Below are 25,661 nucleotides of genomic sequence, written 5' to 3' on the forward strand. Positions count from 1 at the left end.
GTTCCGATATCCCCGCCGCGGGGCGCGGCGGGGCCTGTCCCGATCCTGAGCCCTATTCTGCCGCCATGCGCATCGGCGCCTTGCGGCAGGCGCGCCAGACGGCCTGCGGCGTCGCCGGCATGGCGATGTCCTCATGGCCGAGCGCATCCGTGATGGCATTGACGACAGCGGCCGGCGCGGCGATGGCCCCCGCCTCGCCGCAGCCCTTGATGCCAAGGGGGTTGGAGGGGCACGGCGTCGACGTCATGCCCACGTTGAATGACGGCAGGTCGTCGGCGCGCGGCATGCAGTAGTCCATGAAGCTCGCCGTCACCAGCTGCCCGTCCTTGTCGTAGCGCGCGCCCTCGAGCAGCGCCTGGCCGACACCCTGTGCGATACCGCCGTGCACCTGGCCCTCGACGATCATCGGATTGATGACGACACCGAAATCGTCCACAGCGGTCCAGCGCTCGATGCGGGTGACACCGGTCTGCGGGTCGACCTCGACCTCGCAGATGTGCACCCCCGCCGGGAAGGTGAAGTTGGTCGGGTCGTAGAACGCTCCTTCCTTGAGCCCTGGCTCCAGCTCCTGGCCCGAGAACTTATGGGCGATATAGGCCTGCAGCGCCACTTCGCCAAAGCCGAGCGCCTTGTCCGTGCCGGCGACGGCGAACCGGCCGTCCTTGAACTCGATGTCCCCTTCCGCCGCCTCGAGGACGTGGGCGGCGACCTTCTTGCCCTTGGCGATGACCTTGTCGAGCGCCTTGGCGATGGCCGACATGCCGACGGCACCCGAGCGCGAGCCATAGGTGCCCATGCCGAACTGCACCTTGTCAGTATCGCCATGCACCACGGTCACCTGGTCGATGGGAATGCCGAGCCGGTCCGACACGAGTTGCGCAAAGGTCGTCTCGTGACCCTGACCGTGGCTGTGCGAGCCGGTCAGCACCTCGACCGAGCCGGTCGGATTGACGCGCACCTCCGCCGATTCCCACAGGCCGACGCCCGCGCCAAGCGAGCCCACGGCCCGCGAGGGGGCGATGCCGCAGGCCTCGATGTAGGACGAGAACCCGATGCCGCGCAGCTTGCCGCGCCGCGCGCTTTCGCGCTTGCGCTTGCCGAAGTTCCTGTAATCGGCGAGTTCCAGCGCCTTCTGCAGCGAGGCGTGATAGTCGCCGACGTCGTAGTTCATGATGACCGGCGTCTGATGCGGGAACTTCCTGATGTAGTTGCGCTTGCGGAACTGTGCCGGGTCGATGCCGAGTTGCCGCGCCGCCACCTCCATGAGGCGCTCGACGACGAAGGTTGCCTCCGGCCGCCCGGCTCCGCGATAGGCATCGACCGGCGCGGTATTGGTGTAGACGCCATCGACCTCGCAATAGATCGCCGGAATGTCGTACTGCCCGGACAGGAGCGGCGCATAGAGATAGGTCGGCACCGAGGAAGCGAAGGTGGAGAGATAGGCGCCGAGATTGGCGGTGGTCTTCACCCGAAGGCCGAGGATTTTGCCCTTGTCGTCCGTCGCGAGTTCGGCATGGGAAACGTGGTCACGCCCGTGGGCGTCGGCGAGGAAGGCCTCGGTACGTTCGGCCGTCCATTTCACCGGCCGCCCGACCTTCTTCGCCGCCCAGACGCATACGGTCTCCTCGGCATAGATGAAGATCTTGGAGCCGAAGCCGCCGCCGACGTCCGGCGCGATGACGCGCAGCTTGTGTTCGGGCGCAATGCCGACGAAGGCCGACAGCACAAGCCGCGCCACATGCGGGTTCTGGCTCGTGGTGTAGAGCGTATAGGCGTCCGTGCCCGGATCGTAGTCGCCGATCGCCGCCCGCGGCTCGAGCGCATTGGGGATGAGCCGGTTGTTGACGAGATCGATCGTCGTGACGTGCTTGGCCCGCTTGAAGGCGGCGTCGGTGGCCGCCTTGTCGCCGAGATGCCAGGCGAAGACCGTGTTGTCCGGCGCCACCTCGTGCACCGGCTCGGCGCCCTTCATCGCCTTCTGCGCCGCCGCGGGATCGACGACGGCGGGGAGCACCTCGTAGTCGACCTCGACGGCCTCGGCCGCATCCTTGGCCTCGGCGAGGCTTTCGGCGATCACGACGGCCACATGGTCGCCGACATAGCGCACCTTGCCCTGCGCCAGCGCCGGATGCGGCCCCGCCTTCATCGGCGTGCCGTCCTTGGAATGGATCATCCAGCCGCAGATCAGCCCGCCGACGTTGTCCTTGGCGAGATCCTCGCCCGTCAGCACGGCGACGACGCCCGGCATGGCCACGGCCTTGGCGGTGTCGATCGAGCGGATCTTCGCATGGGCATGGGGCGAGCGCAGGAAATAGGCGTAAGCCTGGCCCGGGCGCGACAGGTCGTCGGTGTATTGGCCGCGGCCAGTGATGAAGCGCTGGTCTTCCTTGCGGCGCACGGCAGCGCCGATATGCGTCACGGACATCGTTTCCTCCCAGAAACTGCAGCGCGCGGCACAGGCTCTCGGACGGCCGGCTCGACGCGCGATCCGTTGTTCCGGCGGCGGACGGAGCCTTGCTCCGCCGGACCGAGCGGCACGCTATTCGGCGGCCTGCGCGAGCGATGAGGCCCGCATGGCCTCGGCCCCGGCGGCAACGGCCTTGACGATGTTGTGATAGCCGGTGCAGCGGCAGATGTTGCCCTCAAGCTCTTCGCGGATGGTGTGCTCGGCAAGGTCGTGCCCGCACCGGTTCACGATGTCGATGGCAGCCATGATCATGCCCGGCGTGCAGAAACCGCACTGCAGGCCGTGGTTGTCACGGAAGGCCTCCTGCATGGGATGCAGCTTGCCGCCGGCGGCAAGGCCCTCGATCGTCGTGACCGACGCGCCCTCGCAGCTGACCGCGAGCGTCGTGCAGCTCTTGACGGCGACACCGTCGAGATGCACGACGCAGGCGCCGCATTGGCTGGTGTCGCAGCCCACATGGGTGCCGGTGAGCTTCAGGTTTTCACGCAGGAACTGTACGAGCAGCGTGCGCGGCTCGACATCCGCGCTGACGGTCTTGCCGTTCACCGTCATCGTCACGGTGGTCATTCGGAACCCTCCCCTTAGGCGCGCACGTGCGTGCGGCTCGTTGCGATGGTCGCTTACGGCGACATCGGACACGGGATACCAGGATCGAGACCCCTACCCTGGAACTGGTCGAAATCCAGTCTGAACCGGCCGGAATCGGGGGTCAAGGGTTGAGTGAGAACCGGCTGGCGGTCGTTTTTTGCGCTTTGCGCCGTAGAATATCGAACGTGGCGATACCTCCGTCGGAGAAAGCGGCGGACGCGGTGACCCCGCGTCGCGCCCTTCGATCCCCCGCTTACGGTAGCGTCAAGGCATCAGCCCCTGCCCTGCCGCGTGACGTGGTAGCGCGTCACCTTCGCCTTCCTGTAGATGCCGCTCTTCCTGTCGATGAACTTGTAGATCTCGACGGTCTTCTTGGCGACGCCGTACCAGCGCGGGCTGGACAGGATGACCGAACCCTCGAGCGCATCGGTGGGCCCGACGGCCTTGAGCGGATGGAAGGCCGACCGAGCGGCCTGCGGCGTCTTGAAATCCCTGTACTTGATCAGCGTGCGCCTGGCTGCGTCATGGAGCGTCTTCGCCCAGGCCTCCTCCGTGTTGATGAGGGCGCCCGAGAAGCCGAACTCGCTGAACTGCCCGGCGGTTACGTCGACCGCATAGTCGACGCCGTGCTTTTTTGCGAGGACAAGGAAGTGATTCTTGGGGGCGTCGATATTGGCGTTGCTCCACAGATACATGCCGCGGACGCGCGTTTCGTAGCCCGCCCCCTTCAGCGCGGCGATGACGGGTTCGAGCGCCGCTTCGCAGCCCTCCTTCGGGCAGGACAGAAACTTCTGAATCTGCCGGTCGCCCCTCACCAGAGCCCCGATCTCCTTCAGGTCATTCGTGACGGACGGCGAGCGCAGATCCTGCGCGCCGGGGCTGAATGTCCTCACGACTTCGCTGGCAGCGTGTTTCAACCGGCCCGAACGGCCCGATCCGGCGCCCATCGGCAGGCCCGCATGCGTCGCCTTGACGCCGCGGCCGCTGGGCTTTGCGCGGCCGGCAAGAGCATCCCCGACGGCGTCGGCGGCCCCCTTCAGCGCCGACTTGCCCTTGCCGAAGGCCTTTCGCACGCCCTTGGTGAGGGTTTGCGCTCCCCCCTTGATGACGCGCCCTCCGGCGAGGACCAGAGTCTCGAGTCCGGCGGCCTTCAGCGCCTCTTTGATCTCGCCGTCGCTCAGCTCCCGGCCCGCTTCGTAGTAGGGCAGGATGGCGCTGCGTGCCAGATGAATGGCGGCTTCGAGATCGGTCTCGCCGAACGCCTCGTCTTTCAGGGGCAGGATGGCATGTGAGACGATGTCGAGGGCGCTTTCCTGCACGGCACTGTTGGCATCGAGCCCCTCCTTGTGAGGGCGTGCGGAATACGAAGCGGCCGGCAGCATCGTGTTCTGCACATCCGCCTCGAAGAACAGATCGGCATGTTGAGCGAGCCAGGCGTTACGGCCGGCCTCATCCGCGGGAACCGGGGTGACGAGGCCGCACAGCTTGTTCGACAATGCAAAGTAACGCGCCTCGCCGCCTTGGGTGATCTTCAGGAGATAGCCCTGCTGCCCCTGGGGATAGAGCATCTCGAAATGCCCGCCCTTGCTGGCCATCACCCGGCCGTGCACGGTGAGGATGGACGCGTCGTCGCCTGCCGCGATGCCCATCTGCGACAGTTTGTCGGACACCGCCTCGGAAAAGGAAGCCGCGACCTCGCCGATGTATTCGGAAAACCGCTGATCGAAGAGCTTGTTCAGATCAGGAAGTTTCTTGACCTCGTCGGGCACGTCCCGATGGAAGAACGGAAACACCGATATCTGGTCGTCGAGGTAGACATCGATCCGGCTCATCTTGGCGGGGATGCTCGCGCCGCCGACGCCGAGCGGCATATGGTCGGTGACGCTCACCTCCTCGTGCGGGTCGTGCCCCTCCCGCCGGATCACCTCCTCGCCGACGCCGCGTCGGCTGGGCGGAGCCTGTATCGCGTCGTGGATCTGCATGCTGTGGTCGTCCTTGCATTTCATCGAGGCCGTCGCGGCCGTGCGCGCCGGCCCGGCAGCCCTCGGATGGCGGGACGCCGGACTCGGCCGCAGACCGGGAACGACGGGATGCGGCGGCTCGCCGCCGGCAGGGGCAGGACCGGATCGAGGCCCGCCCGCAGGTCGCGCCGGCGCCGGCGAAAGGGCGGTGGCGTTCCCGGCCGCCTGTGTCGCGCCGCTGCCGCGACCATCCCGCTGCGATTGCGGGTTCGGCCGGGGACCGCCATGGGGCATCTGCTCGCCCCGCGTGCGGAGCACCGCTTCCGCATTGGCCCCGTAGTCGACGGCCAGCAGGATCGCAGCGACAAGAGCGATCCCCGGCGCGCGGGGCGACGGGGGCAGCGGCGGCCTGCCGTGCCGCTGGGGTCGGCCGTGTTCAGCCACCCATTGTGCGCTCGTCCCGACGGCGCGCCGTTGCTGGTTGAAATCCTCTGCCCGTGTCTTGCCGGCAACGGGCGGGTGAAACGCCGAGACTCGGCCCATTCTGAAAACCCTCGGATGAATGACTAAAAAATAATCCGCCCTTGTCCGGCATCCGGTTTCGCGGTGCCAGCGGGCAGTCGGTCAATTCACAGTTCGAAGGGTTTGCCGGTTCCGATTCCCGGACAGGACGCCCCCGGGGCCAGATCGGGTCGCGGTGCCGCAGGAAATCGTGAGATGTCGCTGGATGCGGCGGGCGGAGCTCGCCTCCCGCCGCGCGTCGCTCGCACGGCCTGTCAGGCCGCCTCCTCCGCTCCCACCACCTTGGCGAAATTGGCGAAGAACTCGTCGGCGTATTTCTTGGCGACGCCGTTGATCAGCCGGCCGCCGAGCTGGGCGAGCTTGCCGCCGATCTGCGCCTCGACGTCATAGGTCAGCTTCGTGCCCTCCGGCACGTCGGCGAGCTGCACCTTGGCCCCGCCCTTGGCGAAGCCGGCGACGCCCCCCTCGCCTTCGCCGGTGATGGTATAGCCGTTCGGCGCGTCGATGTCCGAGAGCACGACCTTGCCCTTGAAGGTCGCCTTCACCGGCCCGACCTTCACCTTCGCCACTGCGCGGAAGCCGTTATCCTCCGTCCGCTCCAGTTCCTCGCAGCCTGGAATGCAGGCCTTGAGCACCTCCGGGTCGTTGAGCTTTTCCCAGACCGTGGCCCGGTCCGCCGGCAGGATGTTCTCGCCCGTCATCGTCATGGCCATGGGTTGCCTCCCTCGTCGTCTTTGCCGCCTGGTGCGAGCGGGCCGGTTCGATCCGCTCCAATCTACGCAAGAACGCAGGCGCGACCAGCCCCTCGGACGCATGACGGGCTGCAGTTGCCCCCTCGGCCCCCTTGCGCCGACGGCATAACCTGCGCGAGATGCTCGCGGTCAAGGGAGGAGCGCGATACATGACGATCATCGACATCGCTGGCGAGCCGTTCAACGTGCGCATGGACGGGCCGAAGGACGCCCCGGTTCTCATGCTGTCCAACTCGCTGTCATCCAACATGTCGATGTGGGACGCGCAGGTGCGCGCCTGGCAATCGCACTTCTGCATCCTGCGCTATGATTCGCGCGGGCACGGCGCCTCGGTCGCGCCGGACAGGCCCTATTCCATAGCCGAACTCGGCCGCGATGCCGTGGCGATCCTCGACCATTTCGGCATCGCGAAGGCCCATTGGTGCGGCGTCTCCAAGGGCGGCATGGTCGGCATGTGGCTCATGACGCATGCGCCGGAACGGCTCGAGCGGGTGGTCCTGGCCAACACCTCCGCGCACATGGGACCGCCCGAGCTCTGGAACGGCCGCATCCGCACCGCCCGGCGCGCCGGCATGGCGGCGCTTGCCGACGCGACGGTCGAGCGCTGGTTCACGACAGGCTTTCGTGAGCGGGCGCCGCAGACGATCGCCGCCATGCGCGAGATGATCGTGACGACACCCGCCCACGGCTATGCCGGATGCTGTGCCGCCATCCGCGACATGGACCAGCGCTGGGAGATCCGGGCGGCGAAGAACCCCGTGCTGGTCGTCGTCGGCGCGCATGATCCGGCCACGCCGCTCGCCGCCGGCCGCCAGATCCACGAGGCCATCGCCGGCTCCTCGCTAGTGATCCTCGAGGCTGCGCACATTTCCAACGTCGAGGCGGAGGCCGCGTTCAACCAGGTGGCCGGCGACTTCCTGCGCGGCTGAGGCCTTTACAGGGCGTGGTAGCGGCGCCCCTTGTAGACGAGGCTGTCCCCCTCGGCGCCGACGGCGAGCGCCTGAACCTCGCCGATGAGGATGCGGTGCGTCGCGGCATCGACCGCCTTGACGAGGCGGCAGTCCACGGCCGCCCGCGCGGTGACGAGCGTCGGAGCACCCGTGTCCAGCGTCGTCCAGCCGCCCGACCGGAATCGCGCAGTGCCGAACAGGCCGGTGCGGCCGGCGAAGACATCGGCGAGCGCCCCCTCGCCACCGGCCAGCGTATTGACGCAGAAGACCCCGTTGGCCTCGAGGACCGGCAGGACCTGGCTGGCCCGGTTGAGGCACACGAGCACCGTCGGTGGCGCATCGGAGACCGCCGCGACGGAAGTCGCCGTGAAGCCCATGCGTCCCGCGGCACCGGCAGTCGTGACAACATGCACGGCACCGGGCACGCGGCTCATGGCCTCGCGAAACGCCTGCTCGGTAGGCGTTGCGGCATGGTCGTCATGCGCATCGCCGAATGCGTCGTCGATGAAAACCCGGTGCATCAAGGCCTCCTGCGGCCTTTTCATATGGCGCGGCACGAACGGCGAAGCAACCGGCGGCCGGATCGAGGAGCAGAGGCATGTCGCGCTAGAGGCGGCTGACGGCGTCCTTGATGCTCTCGCGCAGATGGGCGACGAGCGCGTCCGCAGCCGCTTCGGCCGCCTGCACGTCGCCCGTGCCGACGGCCCGAAGCAGGTCCTCGTGCCGACGCGCCGCGGGCACGAGGTCGCTCGCGCGGCGAAAGAACAGCCAAGCCCGGCGGGCCATCGCCTGCAGCGGCATGAGGGCCCGGGCGGCATAGGGATTTCCCGACAGCTCTGCGAGCGTCCTGTCGATCGCCTTGTCGGCCTCGACAAAGCCGACGACGTCGCCCGTCCCGGCCGCCCGTGCCATTGCCGAGGCCAGTTGCTCCGTCACGGCTAACGGTCCGCCGGCGGCATGGACCTGCTTGCTCTGCATGCCCGCCAGCCGCTCCGTCACCGCCTGCGCCCCGCACGCGATGCGGCGGGCGGCGCCCGCGGCGACCAGCCGCTCGATTCCGACGCAGACATCGAGCGCCACGAGCACCTCGAGCGGGTTGATCTCGGACACGGCAATGCCCTTGCGGGGAAAGACACGCACGAGCCCGTCGTAATGGAGGCGCTGCAGCGCCTCGCGTACGGGGGTGCGGCCGAAGCCGACCCGCTGTGACAGGTCATTCTCGGTCAGGCGGGAACCGGGCGGCAGATCGAGCCGCACAACCATGTCCTCGATGGCACGGTAGGCCCGCTCGGCCAGCGACTGGGCCTCTGCACCGCAGGATACGTCTACATCGTTGTCCACAGAACTCATCGTCCCAAACCTACGTTGGCTCGCCCTCCCTTTGCAGGAAGAAATGCAGATAAAGCCATCGCCACAATAGATTTGTAGAATACAGTGTATTTATAAAATGATGATCAATAAATATTTTTTACTATATGAATAATATATGAATATGATCAATTGGGGCGAGCCAGCATGGAAATGCGCAGACACCAACCGGCGGGCTTATGCGGGCGGCGACGAAGGGGTCCGCCGACAACCACGGGCCGGAGCAGCGTAGCGCAGCCGGCGCAGCGCAATTTTTTGTCGCATGTCGGGGCGCGGACGGAGCATCCGTTGCTTTTTTGCCCGCCGGGGCAGTCTTGGCAATTGTCTTGACCGATCACCGTTGCTAAGCACAGTGTTGTTCCGGTGGTCTCTTTCCGCCCCGTGTTTTCGCCGACACGAGGCGGGCGACAAGAAAAACAAGGGCCCACCCATCAGGGGAACGGTCGATTATGGAAGTTTTCGTACAGCAGCTCATCAACGGGCTGACGCTGGGGTCTATTTATGGCCTCATTGCCATCGGCTACACGATGGTTTTCGGCATCATCGGCATGATTAATTTCGCCCACGGCGACGTCTTCATGCTCAGCGCGTTCATCGCGCTCATGCTCTTTCTCTTCGTCACGGCCTGGCTCGGCATCGGCTCCATCGCCATTGCTCTGATCATCGTCATGATCGGCGCCATGCTGCTGACATCCCTCTGGGGCTGGACACTGGAGCGCATGGCCTATCGCCCGCTGCGCGGCTCCTTCCGCCTCGCGCCGCTCATCTCCGCCATCGGCGTGTCGATCTTCCTGTCCAATTTCGTCCAGGTTTCGCAGGGCGCGCGCAACAAGCCGATCCCGCCCATGGTGCGCGACGTGATCGTGCTCTTCGAGCGTGACGGTTATGCCGTGGCCCTGTCCTACAAGCAGATCATCATCATGGTCACGACGGCTGTTCTGCTCGCCATCTTCTGGTACGTGGTGCAGAAGACGTCGCTCGGGCGCGCCCAGCGTGCCTGCGAGCAGGATCGGCGCATGGCCGCCCTCGTGGGCATCAATGTGGACCGGACGATCTCGCTCACCTTCGTGATGGGCGCCGCGCTCGCTGCCGTCGCCGGCACCATGTACCTCCTCTACTATGGCGTCGTGAGCTTCGCCGACGGCTTCGTGCCGGGGGTGAAGGCCTTCACCGCCGCCGTCCTCGGCGGCATCGGCTCGCTGCCGGGCGCCGTGCTCGGCGGGCTCATCATCGGCCTGGTGGAGACCTTGTGGTCGGCCTATTTCTCCATCGAATACAAGGATGTCGCGGCTTTCTCGCTGCTTGCCATCGTCCTCGTCTTCATGCCGTCCGGCATTCTCGGGCGGCCTGAAGTCGAGAAGGTCTGAGAAAGGCGCGGACAATGGCCCTCAACACACCGCATGCCCCCGCCATCACGGCCGCCGAAGTAACCGCCCCCGCAACGGGCGCGCAGATCGCTGCCGCCTTGCGCGAAGCGGGCATCGCCGCGCTGCTGACGCTCGGGCTCTCCATCCCGATCCTCGCTTTCAAGACCGAGCAGGATCAGGCGAACGCCCTCTACCTGCAGCCGCGCTGGGGCATGGTCGCGGCGGCCTGCGCGCTCATCTTCGCCCTGCGATTCGCGCTCTGCCTGCGCGCCGCGCGCCGCGCCGCCGCCCCTGCCCGGCCCAAGGCGCCAGCGAGCCCCGCTCTTCAGAAGCTGTTCGGCATCGCCGTGCCGCTCTTCCTCGGCGTCGCCGTCACCTATCCGATGCTCGCCACCCTCGCCTCCGGCGGGCTCGGCGGCGCACGCTACTGGATCGATCTCGGCATCCTCATCCTCACCTATGTGATGCTCGGCTGGGGTCTCAACATCGTCGTCGGCCTCGCGGGACTGCTGGACCTCGGCTATGTCGCCTTCTATGCGGTCGGCGCCTATTCCTATGCGCTCCTGTCGACGACGTTCGGCTGGTCGTTCTGGCTGTGCCTGCCACTGGCCGGCATCCTCGCCGCCTTCTGGGGCATCATCCTCGGCTTTCCGGTATTGCGCCTGCGCGGCGACTATCTCGCCATCGTCACCCTCGCCTTCGGAGAGATCATCCGCCTCGTGCTCATCAACTGGGTGGACCTGACCAACGGCGGGGCGGGCATTTCCTCGATCCCGCGCGTCACCTTCTTCGGCGTGCCGTTCGACTCGAGCGAAGACGGCTTTGCCTCTCTCTTTGGCATTCCCTTCAGCCCCATGCACCGGATGGTGTTTCTCTACTATCTCATCCTGGTGCTGGCGCTGATCACGAACCTCGTCACCATCCGCCTGCGCCGCCTGCCGGTGGGCCGGGCCTGGGAGGCACTGCGCGAGGACGAGATCGCCTGCCGCTCGCTCGGCATCAACACCCGCAACACCAAGCTCACCGCTTTCGCCATCGGCGCCATGTTCGGCGGCTTCGCCGGGTCGTTCTTCGCCGTGCGCCAGGGATTCGTGTCGCCCGAGAGCTTCAACTTCCTCGAATCGGCGATCATCTTGTCGATCGTCGTCCTGGGCGGCATGGGCTCGCAGGTGGGCGTCGCCATCGCGGCCGTACTCATGGTCGGCGCGCCCGAGCTGCTGCGCAATCTCGATTTCCTCAAGCAGGTCTTCGGCGCGGGCTTCGATCCCAATGAATACCGCCTGCTGATCTTCGGGCTCGCCATGGTGGCGATGATGGTCTGGCGCCCGCGCGGGCTCGTCGGCCACCGCGAGCCGTCGATCGTACTCACCGAGCGCAAGGCCATCGCGGGCTCGCTCGTCAAGGAAGGGCACGGCTGATGCGCTGGCAAGACGATCCCGTACTCGAGGTCGAGCATCTGAAGATGCGCTTCGGCGGCCTCGTCGCCGTCAACGACCTCTCCTTCAGTGTCGGCCGCGGCGACATTACCGCCCTCATCGGCCCCAACGGCGCCGGCAAGACGACGGTGTTCAACTGCATCACCGGCTTCTACCGGCCGAGCGAGGGCATGCTCTCGCTGCGCCACGACGACGGCACCACGCTCCTGCTGGAGCGGCTGCCGGGCCATTCCATCTCCTGGAAGGCGAAGGTCGCCCGCACTTTCCAGAACATCCGCCTGTTCACGGGCATGACGGTGCTGGAGAACCTCCTCGTCGCCCGACACAACCCGTTGATGCTCGCCTCCGGTTTCACCGTCTTCGGCCTCCTCGGCCTGCCCGGCTTCCGCGATGCGGAGCGGCAGGCGGTCGAGCAGGCGAAATTCTGGCTGGAGAAGATCAACCTCATCGACCGGGCGGACGATCCCGCCGGCGATCTGCCCTACGGCGCCCAGCGCCGCCTGGAGATCGCCCGCGCCATGTGCACGGACCCGATCCTCCTGTGCCTCGACGAGCCGGCCGCCGGCCTCAACCCGCGTGAGAGCCACGAGCTCAACGAGTTGCTTCTGTCGATCCGGCAGGACCACGGCACCTCGATCCTGCTCATCGAGCACGACATGTCGGTGGTGATGGGCATCTCCGACCATGTCGTGGTGCTCGACTACGGCACCAAGATCGCCGACGGGACGCCCGAGGAGGTCCGTAACGACCAGAGTGTCATCGCCGCCTATCTCGGCGTCGAAGACGAAGAAGTGGAGCATGTGGAGGCGGAGGTCGGCCTATGAGCGACGCAGCGACGATGCCCGCGCCGGCTCAGGCCACGGCCGGGCGCACACCCCTTCTTTCGGTGCGCGGGGTCAAGACCTACTACGGCAACATCATCGCCCTCAAGGGCGTGGACCTCGACGTGCACGAGGGCGAGATCGTGACGATGATCGGCGCCAACGGTGCCGGCAAATCCACGCTGATGATGACGATCTTCGGCAACCCACGCTGCCGCCAGGGCACGATCACGTATGGCGGGCGCGATATCACGCAGATGCCGACGCACGAGATCGCCCGTCTGGGCATCGCGCAATCGCCCGAAGGCCGGCGCATCTTCCCGCGCATGACGGTGTTCGAGAACCTGCAAATGGGCGCGTCCATCAAGGACTTCACCCATTTCGACGAGGATCTGGAGCGGGTCTGCACCATGTTCCCGCGTCTGAAGGAACGACTCAACCAACGTGGCGGCACCCTCTCCGGCGGCGAGCAGCAGATGCTCGCCATCGCCCGCGCGTTGATGAGCCGACCGCGGCTGCTGCTGCTCGACGAGCCTTCGCTCGGCCTTGCCCCGCTCGTCGTCAAGCAGATCTTCAACGTCATCCGCGAGCTCAACGAGCGCGACGGCATGACCGTCTTCCTCGTCGAGCAGAACGCCTATCACGCGCTCAAGCTCGCCCACCGCGGCTACGTGATGGTGACGGGGTCCATCACCCTGCAGGGCACCGGCAAGGAATTGCTCGAGAACCCGCAGGTCCGCGCCGCCTATCTCGAAGGCGGGGCCCACTGAGGAACACACGATGCAGGGCATCCTCTACGAAGAAAGCTCGTTCTTCCTCTTTCTGCTCGTCACCTGCATCATGGGCGGTTGGGCCGCTTGGATGACGGGGCGGGCGGTAGCGCTCATCTGGGCGCCGGTGTGGCAGGCGGTGCTTTACCTGCTCGCGCTCGCGTGGGGCGTGCGCTTCATCCATTTCGCCCTCTTCGGGGGCACGCTGCTGTCGCTCCACTATTACATCGTGGACGCAATCGTGCTCCTCGTCATCGGCCTCACCGGCTTCCGCTACACGCGCGCGCGGCAGATGACGACCCAATACCGCTGGCTCTACGAGCGTACGGGTCCCCTCACCTGGCGCGAGAAGGGCAGCGGCTGAGACACCACCGTTTGCGAGTGACTCTCGCCGCAAATGGCGCAAGATTGCGCCCAAGGCGAGAGGCTCGCCGACCGGAGCCCCGGGGGCGGGGCCCGACAAAAACCAGGGGAGTACCAGATGAAGAAAGTGCTGTTGACCGGGATTGCGCTCGGTCTTGGCCTCGCCTTCGCCAGCGCTGCCAACGCCCAGGTGAAGATCGCGGTCGGCGCTCCCATCACGGGGCCGAACGCAAGCTTCGGCACCCAGATGAAGAACGGCGTCGAGCAGGCGGCGGAGGATATCAACGCCGCCGGCGGCATCCTCGGGCAGAAGATCGTGGTCAGCGTGGGCGACGACGTCTCCGATCCCAAGCAGGGCGTATCCGTTGCCAACAAGCTCGCCAGCGACGGCGTGAAGTACGTTGTCGGCCACTTCAACTCGGGTGTATCGATCCCGGCCTCGGAGGTCTACGAGGAATCCGGCATCCTGCAGCTGACGCCGGCCTCCACCAATCCGCAGTTCACCGAGCGTGGGCTGTGGAACACCATCCGCATCTGCGGCCGCGACGACCAGCAAGGCCAGGTGGCGGGCGACTACCTGTCCAAGCACTATGCCGGCAAGAAGGTGGCCGTCATCCACGACAAGACGCCCTACGGCAAGGGCCTCGCCGATGAGACCATGAAGGCGATGAACGCCAAGGGCCTCAAGGAAGTCCTCTACGAAGGCGTCAACCCGGGCGAGAAGGACTATTCGGCCCTCGTCTCCAAGCTCAAGGCCGCGAATGTCGACGTCGTCTATTTCGGCGGCCTGCACACGGAAGCCGGCCTCATCATCCGGCAGATGCGCGACCAGGGCCTGCAGGCGCCGCTGATGTCGGGTGACGGCATCGTGTCGAGCGAGTTCGTCTCCATCGCCGGTCCCGGCGCCGAGGGCACGCTCATGACCTTCGCGCCCGATCCGCGCAAGAACCCGGCGGCCAAGGAGGTCGTCGAGCGCTTCCTGAAGAACAAGAACTACGATCCCGAGGCCTACACGCTCTACAGCTATGCGGCAGTCGAGATCATCAAGCAGGCGGCGGAAGAGGCGAAGTCCCTGGAGCCGAAGAAGGTGGCCGAGGTGATCCACTCCGGCAAGGTCTTCAAGACCGTGCTGGGCGACCTCTCCTTCGACAAGAAGGGTGACATCACCCGTCCGGACTACGTCATGTACGTCTGGAAGAAGGGCTCCGACGGCAAGATCGACTACGCCGGCAACGAGATCAACTGATCTCGCAGCACTGGAAGACAACGGGCCCGCCTTCCCCGAGGCGGGCCTTTCCTTTTGGCGTCAGCTGCGCTCGATGCGGCAGGCGAAGCAGCCGCGGGCCGCAAAATGCGCGTCGACGTGGGCGATATCCGGCCGGGCCAGGAAGCGGTAGATGTGGCTCTCGATCTCGACGCCCGGCACGACCCCGGCATCGACGATCATGCCCGCGGCGTCATAGGCGCGCAGCGAGATCAACCGCGCCGGCAGGATCGGCGGCACCGTATCGACGGCATCATACGCCTCCGCGGCCGCGCGGCGCACGAAGATCGGGCCCGACGCGCGATAGGGTGATGCCTCCTCAGTAAGATGCGCGAAGGCGAGCAGTAACACCTCCTCGCCCGGCTGCGCGTCCTGCAGGCTGACGCGGCACGGGCTGGTGCCGAATGCCGTGACGCGCCGCCGGACGATGCCGCGGCGCGCCAGCGCGGTATCATCCAGCTGGAACAAATGGTTGAAAAGGCGCGGATCGAGGCCGCGGATCCGATAGGCCATGGAACTGCTCCAGGTCGAGGAGCCTCCATCTTCGCCCCTGGATCGCGTCCAGCGACCCGTTTTACCCACCCGTTTCCTGCGGGGCCGTTGCTCAGCCGAGCGCCCCCAGCGCCGGGAATGTCTCCAGCAGCCAGAAGGACACGTCCGTCAGCGCGCCGGTGAGGAAGGCGATGCCGGTCAGCACGAGCAAACCGCCCATCACCTTCTCGACGAGGTGGAACTTCGAGCGCATGCCGCGCAGGAGCGCAACGAACGGCTTCATGGCGAGCGCCGCGAGGAGGAAGGGAATGCCGAGCCCGGCCGAATAGGCGGCGAGCAGGAAGGCGCCGCGCCCGACGCTCTCCTCCGAGCCGGCGACGGCGAGGATCGCGGCGAGGATGGGACCGATGCACGGCGTCCAGCCGAAGGCAAAGGCGAGCCCCATGATGTAAGCGCCGCCGATGCCGGCCGGCTTGGCAACATCGAGCCGTGCCTCCCGGTAGAGGAAGGACAGGCGGAAGACGCCAAGGAAGTGCAGACCCATGACGATGATGGCGATGCCGGCCACGGTGCCGAGGACGTCGACATAGCGGCGCAGCAGCTGGCCGAAGACCGAGGCCGTCGCGCCCAGCATGACGAAGACCGTTGCGAAGCCGAGCACGAAGAAGAAGGCGGCGAACAGGGCCTTGCGGCTAACGCGCGGCTCCCGCCGCTCCGTCAGTTGGTCGAGCGTCGTGCCCGCGAGATAGCACAGGTAAGGCGGCACCAGTGGCAGCACGCAGGGGCTGAGAAAGCTGACGAGCCCGGCTAGAACCGCGGCGGAGGTAGAGACGTCGGTCATGGCGCTGCTCTTAGCCGCAGCGCCGGTCCGGCGAAAGGCGGTGAAATGCCGCCTCGCCCCCTTGTGATACGTCACCCTTCACGGCAACCATCGGGCATGAGCACCTCGCGCAATCTCATCACCGACGTTCCCGGCCTCCGCATCGGCAATGCCCACGATGCGGCGGCGGCGACGGGTGTCACGGTCGCCATTTTCGACAGGCCGGCGACGGCGAGTCTCGCCATCATGGGCGGCGCGCCGGGCACGCGCGAGAGCGCGCTGTTGGAGCCGGAGATGACGGTGGCGGCGGTGGACGCCATCGTCCTGTCCGGCGGGTCGGCCTACGGGCTCGATGCGGCCGGCGGCGTCATGCAGGCGCTTGCGGCACAGGGCCGCGGCTTCGCCATCCGGGACGTGCGCGTGCCGATCGTACCGCAGGCGATTCTCTTCGATCTCCTCAATGGCGCCGACAAGCCCTGGGCGCGCGGCGAGGGTGAGCCGCCCCATCGCGCCCTCGCCATGGCGGCTGTCGCTGCGTCCGGGGAAGATTTTCCGCTCGGGACGGTGGGGGCCGGCTATGGCGCGACGACGGTCAACCTGAAAGGCGGGCTGGGCTCGGCGAGCGCCGTCACCCGCACCGGCCATACCGTCGGCGCCGTCGTCGCCGTCAATGCCGTCGGCTCGGCGACCGTTGGCGACGGGCCGCACTTCTGGGCTGCGCCCTATGAGGAAGGCGGCGAATTCGGCAACTGTGGCCTGCCGGCCGTTTTCGACCGTCAGGCACTCGCTCCGCGCTACAAGGGCGGCCCGGGTCAAAACACGACGATAGCCCTTGTCGCCACCGACGCCATCCTCGACAAGGCCATGGCCAAGCGCCTCGCCATGGTCGCCCACGACGGCATGGGCCGCGCCCTGCGCCCGGCCCATGCGCCGCTCGACGGGGACCTCGTCTTCGCCGCGGCGACGGGCCGCAAGCCGCTGCCGGAAGACGACATCTATGCCTTCGCCGATCTCGGCGCCGTCGCGGCCGATTGCCTTGCCCGCGCCATCGCCCGCGGCGTCTACGAGGCGACGGCGCTCCCCCTGCCCGGCGCCCTGCCGGCCTGGCGCGACCTCTATCGGCCGAAGCGCCCGACGGCATAGGGCGCGGGATCGGTCAGCGGCGCCTCCCCGGTCATCATCTGCGCCAGGAGATGGCCGGTGACGGGGCCGAGCGTGAAGCCGTGGTGATTGTGGCCGAAGGCGAACCACAGCCCCTTATGGCGCGGTGCCTCGCCGATGACGGGGCGCATGTCCGGCAGGCACGGCCGCGCGCCGATCCACGGCTCCGGATCCACCCGCTCACCGAGGGGGAAGACGCGACGCGCCTCGGGCTCCACCTGGGCGAGCTGCACCGGGCTCGGCGCCGCGTCGCGGTCGGCGAATTCGGCCCCGGTAGTGAGGCGGATGCCGCGCGTCATCGGCACGATGAGGTAGCCGCCCGAGACATCGTAGAGCGGGTGGTTGAGCACCGCATTGCCCGCGGGCCGGTAGTGCATGTGGTAGCCGCGCTTGACCGCAAGCGGGATGCGGTATCCCAAAGGGCGGTAAATATCGCCCGACCACGGGCCGAGCGCCACGACGACCTCACGCGCCGTGACAAGCCCCTCTTCCGCTGCCACCGTCCAGCCGTTGCCGGAAGCGGCGAGCGAACGGGCGTCACCGCGCAGGAAGAGCCCGCCGCGCTTCTCGAAGAGCTCGGCATAGGCCCGGGTGACGGCGCCCGGATCCGGCACACTGGCGGGATCGAGCCAGTGCAGCCCGCCGGCGAAGTCGCCGGTGAGGTGCGGCTCCTTGGCGCGCAGCTCCGCGCCGCTGAGCACCTCGAGCTTGAGGCCGTAGAGCGCGGCGCTCGCCCGCGCCTCTTCCTCCGCCAGCTGGAATTCGGCCTTGTCGCGGAAGCCCTTGATCCAACCGATCCGCCGCAGCATCGGCAGGATGTCGGCTTCGCGCATCAGCGCCTCGTGCTCGGCGACGCAGCGCTCGATCAGCGGTAGCATCGCCCTGGCCGCGACAGCATGGCGCCGGGGCGAGGAGTGCCACCAGTATTGCGCCAGCCAGGGCGCCACCTTGGGCAGAAAGGCGAGATGGTAGTGCGCCTCCGCCGAGCGGTTGAGGCCATAGCGGATAAGCGAAGCAACGTCGCGCGGGAAGCCGTAGGGTACGACGCTGGCGCGCTCGATGAGCCCGGCATTGCCGTGGCTGGTCTCCTCCCCCGCCCCGCGCCTGTCGAGAAGCACGACCGACCGTCCGCGCGCCTGCAGATGCAACGCCGCCGAAACTCCGATGATACCCGCTCCGAGCACGACGACGTCCGTTTGCATGCATTTGACCTTCTTGCTGATGCCGAACCCAGGAGCGCATTCTGGGATGGCGGCCCGTCCCGGACAACGCCGGCGTCCGCATGGCGAAAGCACGACGCCTGCCATCGGCGCAAGAGGCCGGACGCTTCTTCATGAGGGATGCGGACCGGGAGCATATGAATAGCGGCCGGGGAAACACGGAAGGAAGGGCCAAGGACGTGCATACCATTCTCCTCAAGCCCCTGGCGCTCATCGGCCGCCAGGGCACCAAGGCCCTCGCCGCTTCCATCTTCATCGGCCTCGCGCTGCCTCAGTTCGCCAGCCTCGCCCGGCCGCTGATCGGCACCTGCGTCTTCTTCTTCCTGGTCTTCACCTTCCTGCGCGCCGATTTCGGCGCCATTCGCGCCCTCCTGCGGCAGCCGGGGCGCATCCTTCTCGCCTGGTTCTGGATCGTCGCCTCACTGCCGATCGCCCTCGGCGGCATCGTCCTCGCCCTCGGGCACGACCTCGTCGGCCCGGAACTCGCCCTCGGCCTTGCCCTGATGGCGGCTGCCCCGCCGATCCTCTCGGCGCCCGCCGTGGCGACGCTGCTCGGCTTCGATGCCTCCTTCCTCGTCACTGTCCTTGTCGCCAGCATGGTGACGACGCCGCTGACCGCACCCCTCGTGGCGGATGTGATCGCGGGGGCCGCCGTTCCGATCGATACGTCCGTCCTCGCCCTGCGCCTGGCCCTGCTGCTGGGCGGGGCTGCGGTGCTCGCCCAAGTGCTGCGCTGGCTCCTCGGCCTCGCGCGGATCGCGCGCGAGCGCGCCGCGCTCGACGGCCTCAACGTCGTCTTCTTCTTCATCTTCGCCGTCGGAGCCATGGACGGGGTGGCCGAGGCGATGGTCGCCAACCCGGTCACAGTCGTCACCGATGCGCTGATCGTCTTCGTGGTGGCCTTCGCCGGCATCGCGGCCGGCCTTCTCGTGCTGGCGGCACGCTTCGGCGCCCGCGAGGCCTTCGTCATCGGCTATGCCACTGGCCACCGCAACATGGGGCTTCTCGTCGCCGCCATGGCGGGCGCGGTGCCGGACGGCACCTGGCTCTATTTCGCCATGGCCCAGTTCCCCATCTACCTCATGCCGCTCGTGCTGGAGCCGCTCGCCCGCCGCATGCTGCGCACGCCCTTGCCCGCCCGGCGCTGAAGCGCTCAGACGATGACCGCCTCCGGCATGCGCGCACTCTCACTGACAGGGGCACCGCCGTTCGGCCGCGGCCGTCCCCCGGCGGCGACCGCCTCGATCAGCCGGACGTAGCGGGCACACAGTTCGCGCCGGTCATAGCGCTCCAGCATCAGCGCACGTGCCCGGCGGCGGATATCTTCGAAACGCTCCGGCGCCGCGATGATCTCCAGCAGCCGCTCCGCAAGGCGCCGCGGCTCGAAGAAGGGCACGAGCAGCCCCGTCCGGCCATCGTCGACGACCTCCCGCACCGGCTCCGTATCCGAGCCGACGATGAGCGCGCCCGTCGCCATCGCCTCCATCATCGACCAGGAAAGCACGAAGGGCGCGGTGAGATAGACATGCGCCGCCGATACGCGCAGCACCTGCCGCAGCACGGCGAGCGGCTGACGGCCGAGGAAGTGGAGGCGCCCGAGGTCGGGCCTGAAGGTCTCCAGCGCCCATTGCTTGTAGGAGGCCTTGTCCCTCGGACCGTAGGCGATGCGGTCCTCGCCGATGACGATCGCATGGACGCCGGCGTGCATCCTCTGGAGCAGCGACACCGCCTCGATGAACTGGGGAAAGCCGCGATAGGGCTCCATGCCCCGCGCGATATAGGTGACGAGCGGATCGCCGTGCCGGAAGACGTGACTGCCGACGGTGAAGGTCTCGCGCGCGTCGGGCGAGAAATAGTCGGTGTCGACTCCGTCGTGGAGAACCGACATCCGCCCATGGAAGACGCCGGGAAACTGCGACTTCTGATACTGTGTCGGCGATTGCCCCCAGTCCATCGCCGCAAGGTCCTGCAGGATGACGCTGTTCTTCATCCGGATGCGCAGCTCGACATTCGGATCCTTGGCCCTTCGATCGAAGAAAGAGGCATCGGAGCCGTAGGCGCGGTAGTACCACTCGAGATACGGCATGTAGCGCGCATCGGGCCACAGGTCCTTCAGGAAGAGCCCGTCGCCGAAGCCGCTATGGGCCAGCATCAGGTCCGGCCGCCAGCCCTTCGCCCGCGTCGGCGCGAGCGCCTTGTAGACCGCCTGGCCGCGGATGACGGCCTCTTCGGTGTAGCGCAGGGCGGGATGCACCTTCTCGCTGGCGCTCCGATGCGGCTCGTAGTCGATGCGCCGCACGGGTGACGTCTGGCGGTTGCCGGCCCGCGACACGGCGAGGATGTCGATGCCCTTCCGGCCCGCGAGATGCCTGATGATACGCGCATATTGTCCGGGAAAATTATTGTGTAAAAATAATAATCGCATTAATAAAATATCCGATATTCTTATTGAATGGCGAAACATGAACGTTCAATATTTAAGATCATGACGCCTGATGCCCATCGGCAGCCGGTTGCACGACGTGCATACAGTCGGGCGACCCGGGCGCAGCTTCCCTTGGCGCCCAGCCGTTGCCCCGCCCCGCCCTCCGTGCTAGGCGGCACGCGCGGGGCCCTTCGCCCCTGCAGCATGTTCAAGCAGACGGTTCCCATGCAGCGCGCCCTCGCCATCGCCCCTTCCATCCTCGCGGCCGATTTCGCCCGTTTCGGCGAGGAGGTGCGCGCCATCGACGCCGGCGGGGCCGACTGGGTGCATGTGGACGTGATGGACGGGCATTTCGTGCCCAACATCTCCTTCGGTCCCCAGGTGGTGCGCGCCATCCGCCCGCACACGAAGAAGGTGCTCGACGTGCACCTGATGATCGCGCCGGCCGACCCCTATCTCGCCGAATTCGCGGCCGCGGGCGCCGACATCATCACCGTCCACGCCGAGGCCGGGCCGCATCTGCACCGGTCGCTGCAGGCCATCCGCGCGCTCGGCAAGAAAGCCGGCGTGTCGCTCAATCCCGGCACACCCGAGAGCGCCATCGACTATGTGCTCGACCTCGTCGACCTCGTGCTCGTCATGAGCGTCAACCCCGGCTTCGGCGGGCAGGCCTTCATCCCCTCGGCGCTGGACAAGGTGGCACGCATCAAGGCGATGATCGGCGACCGGCCCATCGACCTCGAGGTCGATGGCGGCGTCACCGCCGACAACGCCGGCGCGCTGGCAAAGGCCGGGGCGAACGCCCTCGTCGCCGGCTCCGCCGTCTTCAAGGGCGGCGAGAGCGCCTATGCCGGCAACATCGCCGCCATCCGCAGCGCCGCCGAGCGGGCGCGCGGCGAGCTCGTCTGATTTTCAACCGTTCAGCCAGGAGGCGAGGATGATCCCGCGCTACAGCCGCCCCGAGATGACCGCCATCTGGTCGCCTGAGACGAAATTCCGCATCTGGTTCGAGATCGAGGCCCACGCGACGACTGCCCTCGCCGAGCTCGGCGTCGTCCCGAAGGAGGCCGCCGCGATCGTCTGGGAGAAGGGCTCCAAGGCCGTCTTCGACGTGGCGCGCATCGACGAGATCGAGCGCGAGGTGAAGCACGACGTCATCGCCTTCCTGACGCATCTTGCCGAGATCGTCGGCCCCGAGGCGCGCTTCGTGCACCAGGGCATGACCTCGTCCGACGTGCTCGACACCTGCTTCAACGTGCAATTGGTGCGCGCGACCGACCTCCTCCTCGCCGACATGGATGGGCTCCTCGCCGCCATCCGGCGCCGCGCCTTCGAGCACAAGATGACGCCGACCATCGGCCGCTCGCACGGCATCCATGCCGAGCCGGTGACCTTCGGCCTTAAGCTCGCCCAGGCCTATGCCGAATTCGACCGCTGCCGCGAACGCCTCGTCAATGCGCGCAGGGAGATCGCGACCTGCGCCATCTCCGGCGCCGTCGGCACCTTCGCCAATATCGACCCGCGCGTGGAAGAATACATCGCCGAAAAGCTCGGCCTCGCCGTCGAGCCCGTGTCGACCCAGGTCATCCCGCGTGACCGGCACGCCATGTATTTCGCCACCCTCGGCGTCGTCGCTTCCTCCATCGAGCGCCTGGCGACCGAGGTCCGCCATCTGCAGCGCAGCGAGGTCTACGAGGCGGAGGAATTCTTCTCCGAGGGGCAGAAGGGCTCCTCGGCCATGCCGCACAAGCGCAACCCGGTGCTCACCGAGAACCTCACCGGCCTCGCCCGCATGGTGCGCGCCTATGCCATGCCGGCCATGGAGAACGTGGCGCTGTGGCACGAGCGCGACATCTCCCACTCCTCCGTCGAGCGCATGATCGGCCCCGACGCCACGGTGACGCTGGACTTCGCGCTCGCGCGCCTCACCGGTGTCGTCGACAAGCTGCTCGTCTATCCCGAGAACATGCAGAAGAACCTCGACCGGCTCGGCGGGCTCGTCCATTCCCAGCGCGTGCTGCTGGCGCTTACACAGAAGGGGGTCAGCCGCGAGGACGCCTACCGTCTCGTGCAGCGCAACGCCATGCCCGTGTGGCGCGGCGAGGGCGACTTCCTCTCGCTGCTCAAGGCCGACCCCGAGGTGAACAAGCACCTCTCCGACGCCGAGCTCGAGGAAAAGTTCGACCTCGGCTACCATCTCAAGCACGTCGACACCATCTTCCGCCGGGTGTTCGGAGAGGCGTGACCTCTCCACGCCGGCCATGGCCGGCCTTGCCTAAGGCTCCAAGGCGTGGATGCCCGCGACAGGCGCGGGCATGGCGCCGGGCGAATATAGGACAGTAACGGGACCGCCATGCGCACGTCCGACTGCGACATCCTCATCGTGCCCGGCTGGTCCGGCTCCGGGCCGGACCACTGGCAGACCCGCTGGGAGGAGAAGCTCTCCACGGCCCGCCGGGTGGTGCAGGACGACTGGTACCGCATCGACCGGCCGGAGTGGGAAGCCCGCCTCGTCGCGGAGGTTGATGCCGCGCGACGCCCGGTCGTCCTCGTCGCGCACAGCGCCGGCGTGCCGCTGATCGCCCATGCAGCACCGAACCTGCCGGGGGGAAAGGTGCGCGCGGCCTTCCTCGTGGCGACGCCGAGCGAGCGCGCCATCCGTGCCATTCCCGGCACGGACGCCGCCTTCACGCCCTTCCCGCGCGAGCCCCTGCCCTTCCCGTCCGTGCTCGTCGCCAGCCGCACGGATCAATATTGCCCCTATGACGAAGCCGCCGATCTCGCCCTCGCCTGGGGCGCGGCGCTGGTCGACGCCGGCGATGCCGGCCACCTCAATTCGGCCAGCGGCCACGGGCCCTGGCCGGAGGGGCTGATGCGCTTTGCGGGAATGCTGAAGCGGCTCTGAGCCGCTTCAGCCCAGCGCCCGGCACGAATTGGCGCGGCGCAGAGCCGGCAACCAGAAAATCGCCGGTCCAACCGCCAACAAAAAAGGCCGCATCGCTGCGGCCTTTTCGTCTCGATCGGTTCCGGAACCGGTCAGCGCGAGTAGAACTCGACGACCAGGTTCGGCTCCATCTGCACCGCATAGGGCACGTCCGACAGGGTCGGCACGCGCACGTAGGTGGCCTTCATCTTGGCGTGGTCGGCGTCGATGTAGTCCGGCACGTCACGCTCGCCGAGGGCAACCGCCTCGAGCACGATGGCGAGCTGCTTCGAGCTCTCCTTGACCTCGATGACGTCGCCCGGCTTGACGAGGTAGCTCGGAATGTTGACGCGACGGCCGTTCACGCGCACGTGGCCGTGGTTGACGAACTGGCGGGCGGCGAAGACCGTCGGCACGAACTTGGCGCGGTAGACGACGGCGTCCAGGCGGCGCTCGAGAAGGCCGATGAGGTTCTCGCCCGAGTCACCACGCAGGCGGATGGCCTCCTGGTAGTAGCGGCGGAACTGCTTCTCGGAAATGTTGCCGTAGTAGCCCTTGAGCTTCTGCTTGGCGCGCAGCTGGGTGCCGAAGTCCGACAGCTTGCCCTTGCGGCGCTGGCCGTGCTGGCCCGGGCCATATTCGCGGCGGTTCACGGGGCTCTTCGGGCGACCCCAGATGTTCTGGCCCATACGGCGATCGATCTTGTACTTCGCCGAAATTCTCTTTGACATCGCGTGTCCTCTAGAACGGAACAACAGTGAGGAACGCGCCCTCCTCTCCCTTGCGGGCGACAGGGCCGGACATTGCCGGTCCGCGGGTGCGCACGAAATACGAACGCGGGCCTTGCGAGCCCGCGAGCGATGGGGGTCCTTACGCGACAAGTAGGCGGTTTGTCAATCGGCTCAGCATCGCGCAGCGGCGTTCAGGCCATGGCGAAGGCGAGCGCCCCGGTGTCGATGCGCGTGAAGCCGCGCGCGGCGAGCGCCGCCTTCAGCGTGTCACCCGCGCCCGTGCCGGTGAAGACGGCGCGCGCCTCCTCCTCCCCCTCATGGCCGAGGAGCGGCGCGCCGATGAGCTCGACCATGCGCCGCGCGATCGCCGGGGCGGGGTCGAGGAAGCTGACCGGCCACGGCGCCAGCCTTTCGAGGCGCGGCAGCAGCAGCGGATAATGCGTGCAGGCGAGGACGACGGTGTCCGTCCGCCGCCCGTCCGCCGCCTCGCGGAAGCAGGGGGTGATCTCCACCATGATCTCGGCGTCGCTCGCGGGCGCGCCGGCCAGCTCCGCCTCCGCGATGGCCGCGAGCCGCGTCGAGCCGACGAGTTCCACCGCGCAGTCCCCGGCATAGGCCCGCACCAGGTCCTGCGTATAGTCCCGCGCCACGGTGCCCGGCGTCGCGAGCACGCTGACCATGCGGCTCGCCGAGCGCGCCGCCGCGGGCTTGATGGCGGGCACCGTGCCGACGAAGGGAATGGAGAAGCGCGCCCTCAGGTGCGGCAGCACGAGCGTCGAGGCCGTGTTGCAGGCGATGACCACGATCTCCGGCGCATGGGCGGCGACGAGCGCCTCCATCACGGCAAGGACGCGCATCACGAGCGCAGCCTCCGACAGCCGGCCATAGGGAAAGGCCGCATCATCCGCGGCATAGACGAAGCGCGCGTCCGGCCGCGCCTTGACGAGTTCGGCATAGACCGTCAGGCCGCCGAGGCCCGAATCGAAGACGAGGATGGTCGGCACGTGCGGCGGCATGACGGCGGGGTGATAGACCGTTCCGGCGAGAAGGTCGATACGCATGGCACTGCGGCTCGCTTGATCCGAACGGCAATGAAGCGGCCGGGCGGGTTAACGGAGGGTTGAGAACGCCCCTTCCGCCGTCATGCCCGCGCTTGTCGCGGGCATCCACGCCTTTGGGAAAGGGAAGGAGAAGGCCTGGATGGCTGCGGCAACGCGCATGCGCGCTGCGTTTCCTTGACGTGTTGCAAGTCAGGCGAGC

Annotated in this window: 24 protein-coding genes; 12 read left to right on the plus strand and 12 right to left on the minus strand. The window is 67.4% G+C overall.

What is annotated here, in order from left to right:
• Window positions 1-52 precede the first annotated feature (52 nt).
• The 4 genes from BOQ54_RS11960 to BOQ54_RS11975 form a co-directional block, all read right to left on the minus strand.
• Complete coding sequence (locus BOQ54_RS11960) at window positions 53-2,425, minus strand: xanthine dehydrogenase family protein molybdopterin-binding subunit (RefSeq protein WP_071923968.1); 2,373 nt, start codon at window positions 2,423-2,425, stop codon at window positions 53-55.
• 114 nt (window positions 2,426-2,539) lie between these two features.
• Window positions 2,540-3,034, minus strand: coding sequence for a (2Fe-2S)-binding protein (locus BOQ54_RS11965; RefSeq protein ID WP_055457325.1), 495 nt, complete (start codon window positions 3,032-3,034; stop codon window positions 2,540-2,542).
• A 293-nt stretch (window positions 3,035-3,327) separates the two neighbouring features.
• Window positions 3,328-5,037 carry a hypothetical protein gene (locus tag BOQ54_RS11970; RefSeq protein WP_157672306.1) on the minus strand — a complete coding sequence of 570 codons (1,710 nt, stop codon included), beginning with the start codon at window positions 5,035-5,037 and terminating at the stop codon, window positions 3,328-3,330.
• A gap of 755 nt (window positions 5,038-5,792) precedes the next feature.
• Window positions 5,793-6,251, minus strand: coding sequence for an SRPBCC family protein (locus BOQ54_RS11975; RefSeq protein ID WP_055457327.1), 459 nt, complete (start codon window positions 6,249-6,251; stop codon window positions 5,793-5,795).
• A gap of 188 nt (window positions 6,252-6,439) precedes the next feature.
• Between BOQ54_RS11975 and pcaD the strand changes: the two genes are divergently transcribed.
• Window positions 6,440-7,219: a 3-oxoadipate enol-lactonase gene (pcaD, locus tag BOQ54_RS11980; protein ID WP_055457328.1), complete on the plus strand. Its 780-nt coding sequence runs from the start codon at window positions 6,440-6,442 to the stop codon at window positions 7,217-7,219.
• A gap of 5 nt (window positions 7,220-7,224) precedes the next feature.
• Here the strand turns inward: pcaD and BOQ54_RS11985 are convergent, their stop codons facing one another.
• Together BOQ54_RS11985 and BOQ54_RS11990 are read right to left on the minus strand one after the other, a co-directional pair.
• Window positions 7,225-7,761, minus strand: a complete 537-nt coding sequence (locus BOQ54_RS11985; protein ID WP_071923969.1) for a flavin reductase — start codon at window positions 7,759-7,761, stop codon at window positions 7,225-7,227.
• 85 nt (window positions 7,762-7,846) lie between these two features.
• Window positions 7,847-8,581, minus strand: a complete 735-nt coding sequence (locus BOQ54_RS11990; protein ID WP_055457329.1) for a GntR family transcriptional regulator — start codon at window positions 8,579-8,581, stop codon at window positions 7,847-7,849.
• Between the two features lie 476 nt (window positions 8,582-9,057).
• On the opposite strand from BOQ54_RS11990, the gene BOQ54_RS11995 reads away from it, so the two are divergent.
• From BOQ54_RS11995 to BOQ54_RS12020, 6 genes are all read left to right on the plus strand, one after another.
• Window positions 9,058-9,975 (plus strand): ABC transporter permease subunit, encoded by a 918-nt coding sequence (locus BOQ54_RS11995; protein WP_055457330.1) that lies wholly within the window; start codon window positions 9,058-9,060, stop codon window positions 9,973-9,975.
• Window positions 9,976-9,989: 14 nt separating this feature from the next.
• The gene (gene livM / locus BOQ54_RS12000) at window positions 9,990-11,393 is read left to right on the plus strand and encodes a high-affinity branched-chain amino acid ABC transporter permease LivM (RefSeq protein ID WP_055457331.1); all 1,404 of its coding nucleotides are present in this window, start codon (window positions 9,990-9,992) and stop codon (window positions 11,391-11,393) included.
• On the plus strand, window positions 11,393-12,235 hold the full coding sequence (locus tag BOQ54_RS12005) for an ABC transporter ATP-binding protein (protein WP_055457332.1): 843 nt from the start codon (window positions 11,393-11,395) through the stop codon (window positions 12,233-12,235). The genes livM and BOQ54_RS12005 overlap by 1 nt, the downstream gene beginning before the upstream one ends.
• Entirely contained in the window at window positions 12,232-13,002 is a 771-nt protein-coding gene (locus tag BOQ54_RS12010; RefSeq protein WP_055457333.1) for an ABC transporter ATP-binding protein, read from the plus strand. The genes BOQ54_RS12005 and BOQ54_RS12010 overlap by 4 nt, the downstream gene beginning before the upstream one ends.
• A 10-nt stretch (window positions 13,003-13,012) precedes the next feature.
• Complete coding sequence (locus BOQ54_RS12015; protein WP_055457334.1) at window positions 13,013-13,366, plus strand: DUF6867 family protein; 354 nt, start codon at window positions 13,013-13,015, stop codon at window positions 13,364-13,366.
• 117 nt (window positions 13,367-13,483) lie between these two features.
• Window positions 13,484-14,611, plus strand: a complete 1,128-nt coding sequence (locus BOQ54_RS12020; RefSeq protein ID WP_055457335.1) for a branched-chain amino acid ABC transporter substrate-binding protein — start codon at window positions 13,484-13,486, stop codon at window positions 14,609-14,611.
• A 60-nt stretch (window positions 14,612-14,671) separates the two neighbouring features.
• Here BOQ54_RS12020 and BOQ54_RS12025 read toward each other — a convergent pair whose 3' ends face one another.
• Together BOQ54_RS12025 and BOQ54_RS12030 are read right to left on the minus strand one after the other, a co-directional pair.
• Window positions 14,672-15,142, minus strand: coding sequence for a DUF1203 domain-containing protein (locus BOQ54_RS12025; RefSeq protein ID WP_071923971.1), 471 nt, complete (start codon window positions 15,140-15,142; stop codon window positions 14,672-14,674).
• Window positions 15,143-15,233: 91 nt separating this feature from the next.
• The gene (locus BOQ54_RS12030) at window positions 15,234-15,962 is read right to left on the minus strand and encodes a cytochrome c biogenesis CcdA family protein (RefSeq protein ID WP_071923972.1); all 729 of its coding nucleotides are present in this window, start codon (window positions 15,960-15,962) and stop codon (window positions 15,234-15,236) included.
• Window positions 15,963-16,058: 96 nt separating this feature from the next.
• Here BOQ54_RS12030 and BOQ54_RS12035 point away from each other — a divergent pair, with 96 nt between their 5' ends.
• Window positions 16,059-17,084: a P1 family peptidase gene (locus tag BOQ54_RS12035; RefSeq protein WP_071923973.1), complete on the plus strand. Its 1,026-nt coding sequence runs from the start codon at window positions 16,059-16,061 to the stop codon at window positions 17,082-17,084.
• Here BOQ54_RS12035 and BOQ54_RS12040 read toward each other — a convergent pair.
• Window positions 17,057-18,304: an FAD-dependent oxidoreductase gene (locus BOQ54_RS12040; RefSeq protein ID WP_071923974.1), complete on the minus strand. Its 1,248-nt coding sequence runs from the start codon at window positions 18,302-18,304 to the stop codon at window positions 17,057-17,059. The two genes, BOQ54_RS12035 and BOQ54_RS12040, sit on opposite strands and share 28 nt — an antisense overlap.
• Window positions 18,305-18,501: 197 nt before the next feature.
• On the opposite strand from BOQ54_RS12040, the gene BOQ54_RS12045 reads away from it, so the two are divergent.
• On the plus strand, window positions 18,502-19,470 hold the full coding sequence (locus BOQ54_RS12045) for a hypothetical protein (RefSeq protein ID WP_063189131.1): 969 nt from the start codon (window positions 18,502-18,504) through the stop codon (window positions 19,468-19,470).
• A 5-nt stretch (window positions 19,471-19,475) separates the two neighbouring features.
• Here the strand turns inward: BOQ54_RS12045 and BOQ54_RS12050 are convergent, their stop codons facing one another.
• On the minus strand, window positions 19,476-20,747 hold the full coding sequence (locus BOQ54_RS12050; protein ID WP_063189133.1) for a glycosyltransferase: 1,272 nt from the start codon (window positions 20,745-20,747) through the stop codon (window positions 19,476-19,478).
• Between the two features lie 225 nt (window positions 20,748-20,972).
• On the opposite strand from BOQ54_RS12050, the gene rpe reads away from it, so the two are divergent.
• The 3 genes from rpe (at window position 20,973) to BOQ54_RS12065 (ending at window position 23,652) form a co-directional block, all read left to right on the plus strand.
• Complete coding sequence (gene rpe / locus BOQ54_RS12055) at window positions 20,973-21,656, plus strand: ribulose-phosphate 3-epimerase (RefSeq protein ID WP_055457342.1); 684 nt, start codon at window positions 20,973-20,975, stop codon at window positions 21,654-21,656.
• A 28-nt stretch (window positions 21,657-21,684) separates the two neighbouring features.
• The gene (gene purB / locus BOQ54_RS12060; RefSeq protein ID WP_063189137.1) at window positions 21,685-22,992 is read left to right on the plus strand and encodes an adenylosuccinate lyase; all 1,308 of its coding nucleotides are present in this window, start codon (window positions 21,685-21,687) and stop codon (window positions 22,990-22,992) included.
• Between the two features lie 108 nt (window positions 22,993-23,100).
• The gene (locus BOQ54_RS12065) at window positions 23,101-23,652 is read left to right on the plus strand and encodes an RBBP9/YdeN family alpha/beta hydrolase (protein ID WP_063189139.1); all 552 of its coding nucleotides are present in this window, start codon (window positions 23,101-23,103) and stop codon (window positions 23,650-23,652) included.
• A gap of 131 nt (window positions 23,653-23,783) precedes the next feature.
• Here the strand turns inward: BOQ54_RS12065 and rpsD are convergent, their stop codons facing one another.
• Complete coding sequence (gene rpsD, locus BOQ54_RS12070; protein WP_055457345.1) at window positions 23,784-24,401, minus strand: 30S ribosomal protein S4; 618 nt, start codon at window positions 24,399-24,401, stop codon at window positions 23,784-23,786.
• A gap of 191 nt (window positions 24,402-24,592) precedes the next feature.
• Window positions 24,593-25,462, minus strand: coding sequence for a glutamate racemase (gene murI, locus BOQ54_RS12075; protein ID WP_071923975.1), 870 nt, complete (start codon window positions 25,460-25,462; stop codon window positions 24,593-24,595).
• Between the last annotated feature and the right edge of the window lie 199 nt (window positions 25,463-25,661).

Origin of the sequence: Chelatococcus daeguensis, assembly GCF_001887265.1 — a bacterium.
In the GTDB taxonomy this organism is placed as follows: domain Bacteria; phylum Pseudomonadota; class Alphaproteobacteria; order Rhizobiales; family Beijerinckiaceae; genus Chelatococcus_A; species Chelatococcus_A sambhunathii.

Coding starts and splice junctions, on each gene's coding strand:
- BOQ54_RS11960 (WP_071923968.1), bottom strand. CDS start 2,425: ATGTCCGTGACGCATATCGGCGCTGCCGTGCGCCGCAAGGAAGACCAG.
- BOQ54_RS11965 (WP_055457325.1), bottom strand. CDS start 3,034: ATGACCACCGTGACGATGACGGTGAACGGCAAGACCGTCAGCGCGGAT.
- BOQ54_RS11970 (WP_157672306.1), bottom strand. CDS start 5,037: ATGCAGATCCACGACGCGATACAGGCTCCGCCCAGCCGACGCGGCGTC.
- BOQ54_RS11975 (WP_055457327.1), bottom strand. CDS start 6,251: ATGGCCATGACGATGACGGGCGAGAACATCCTGCCGGCGGACCGGGCC.
- pcaD (WP_055457328.1), top strand. CDS start 6,440: ATGACGATCATCGACATCGCTGGCGAGCCGTTCAACGTGCGCATGGAC.
- BOQ54_RS11985 (WP_071923969.1), bottom strand. CDS start 7,761: ATGCACCGGGTTTTCATCGACGACGCATTCGGCGATGCGCATGACGAC.
- BOQ54_RS11995 (WP_055457330.1), top strand. CDS start 9,058: ATGGAAGTTTTCGTACAGCAGCTCATCAACGGGCTGACGCTGGGGTCT.
- livM (WP_055457331.1), top strand. CDS start 9,990: ATGGCCCTCAACACACCGCATGCCCCCGCCATCACGGCCGCCGAAGTA.
- BOQ54_RS12005 (WP_055457332.1), top strand. CDS start 11,393: ATGCGCTGGCAAGACGATCCCGTACTCGAGGTCGAGCATCTGAAGATG.
- BOQ54_RS12010 (WP_055457333.1), top strand. CDS start 12,232: ATGAGCGACGCAGCGACGATGCCCGCGCCGGCTCAGGCCACGGCCGGG.
- BOQ54_RS12015 (WP_055457334.1), top strand. CDS start 13,013: ATGCAGGGCATCCTCTACGAAGAAAGCTCGTTCTTCCTCTTTCTGCTC.
- BOQ54_RS12020 (WP_055457335.1), top strand. CDS start 13,484: ATGAAGAAAGTGCTGTTGACCGGGATTGCGCTCGGTCTTGGCCTCGCC.
- BOQ54_RS12025 (WP_071923971.1), bottom strand. CDS start 15,142: ATGGCCTATCGGATCCGCGGCCTCGATCCGCGCCTTTTCAACCATTTG.
- BOQ54_RS12030 (WP_071923972.1), bottom strand. CDS start 15,962: ATGACCGACGTCTCTACCTCCGCCGCGGTTCTAGCCGGGCTCGTCAGC.
- BOQ54_RS12035 (WP_071923973.1), top strand. CDS start 16,059: ATGAGCACCTCGCGCAATCTCATCACCGACGTTCCCGGCCTCCGCATC.
- BOQ54_RS12040 (WP_071923974.1), bottom strand. CDS start 18,304: ATGCAAACGGACGTCGTCGTGCTCGGAGCGGGTATCATCGGAGTTTCG.
- BOQ54_RS12050 (WP_063189133.1), bottom strand. CDS start 20,747: ATGCGATTATTATTTTTACACAATAATTTTCCCGGACAATATGCGCGT.
- rpe (WP_055457342.1), top strand. CDS start 20,973: ATGCAGCGCGCCCTCGCCATCGCCCCTTCCATCCTCGCGGCCGATTTC.
- purB (WP_063189137.1), top strand. CDS start 21,685: ATGATCCCGCGCTACAGCCGCCCCGAGATGACCGCCATCTGGTCGCCT.
- BOQ54_RS12065 (WP_063189139.1), top strand. CDS start 23,101: ATGCGCACGTCCGACTGCGACATCCTCATCGTGCCCGGCTGGTCCGGC.
- rpsD (WP_055457345.1), bottom strand. CDS start 24,401: ATGTCAAAGAGAATTTCGGCGAAGTACAAGATCGATCGCCGTATGGGC.
- murI (WP_071923975.1), bottom strand. CDS start 25,462: ATGCGTATCGACCTTCTCGCCGGAACGGTCTATCACCCCGCCGTCATG.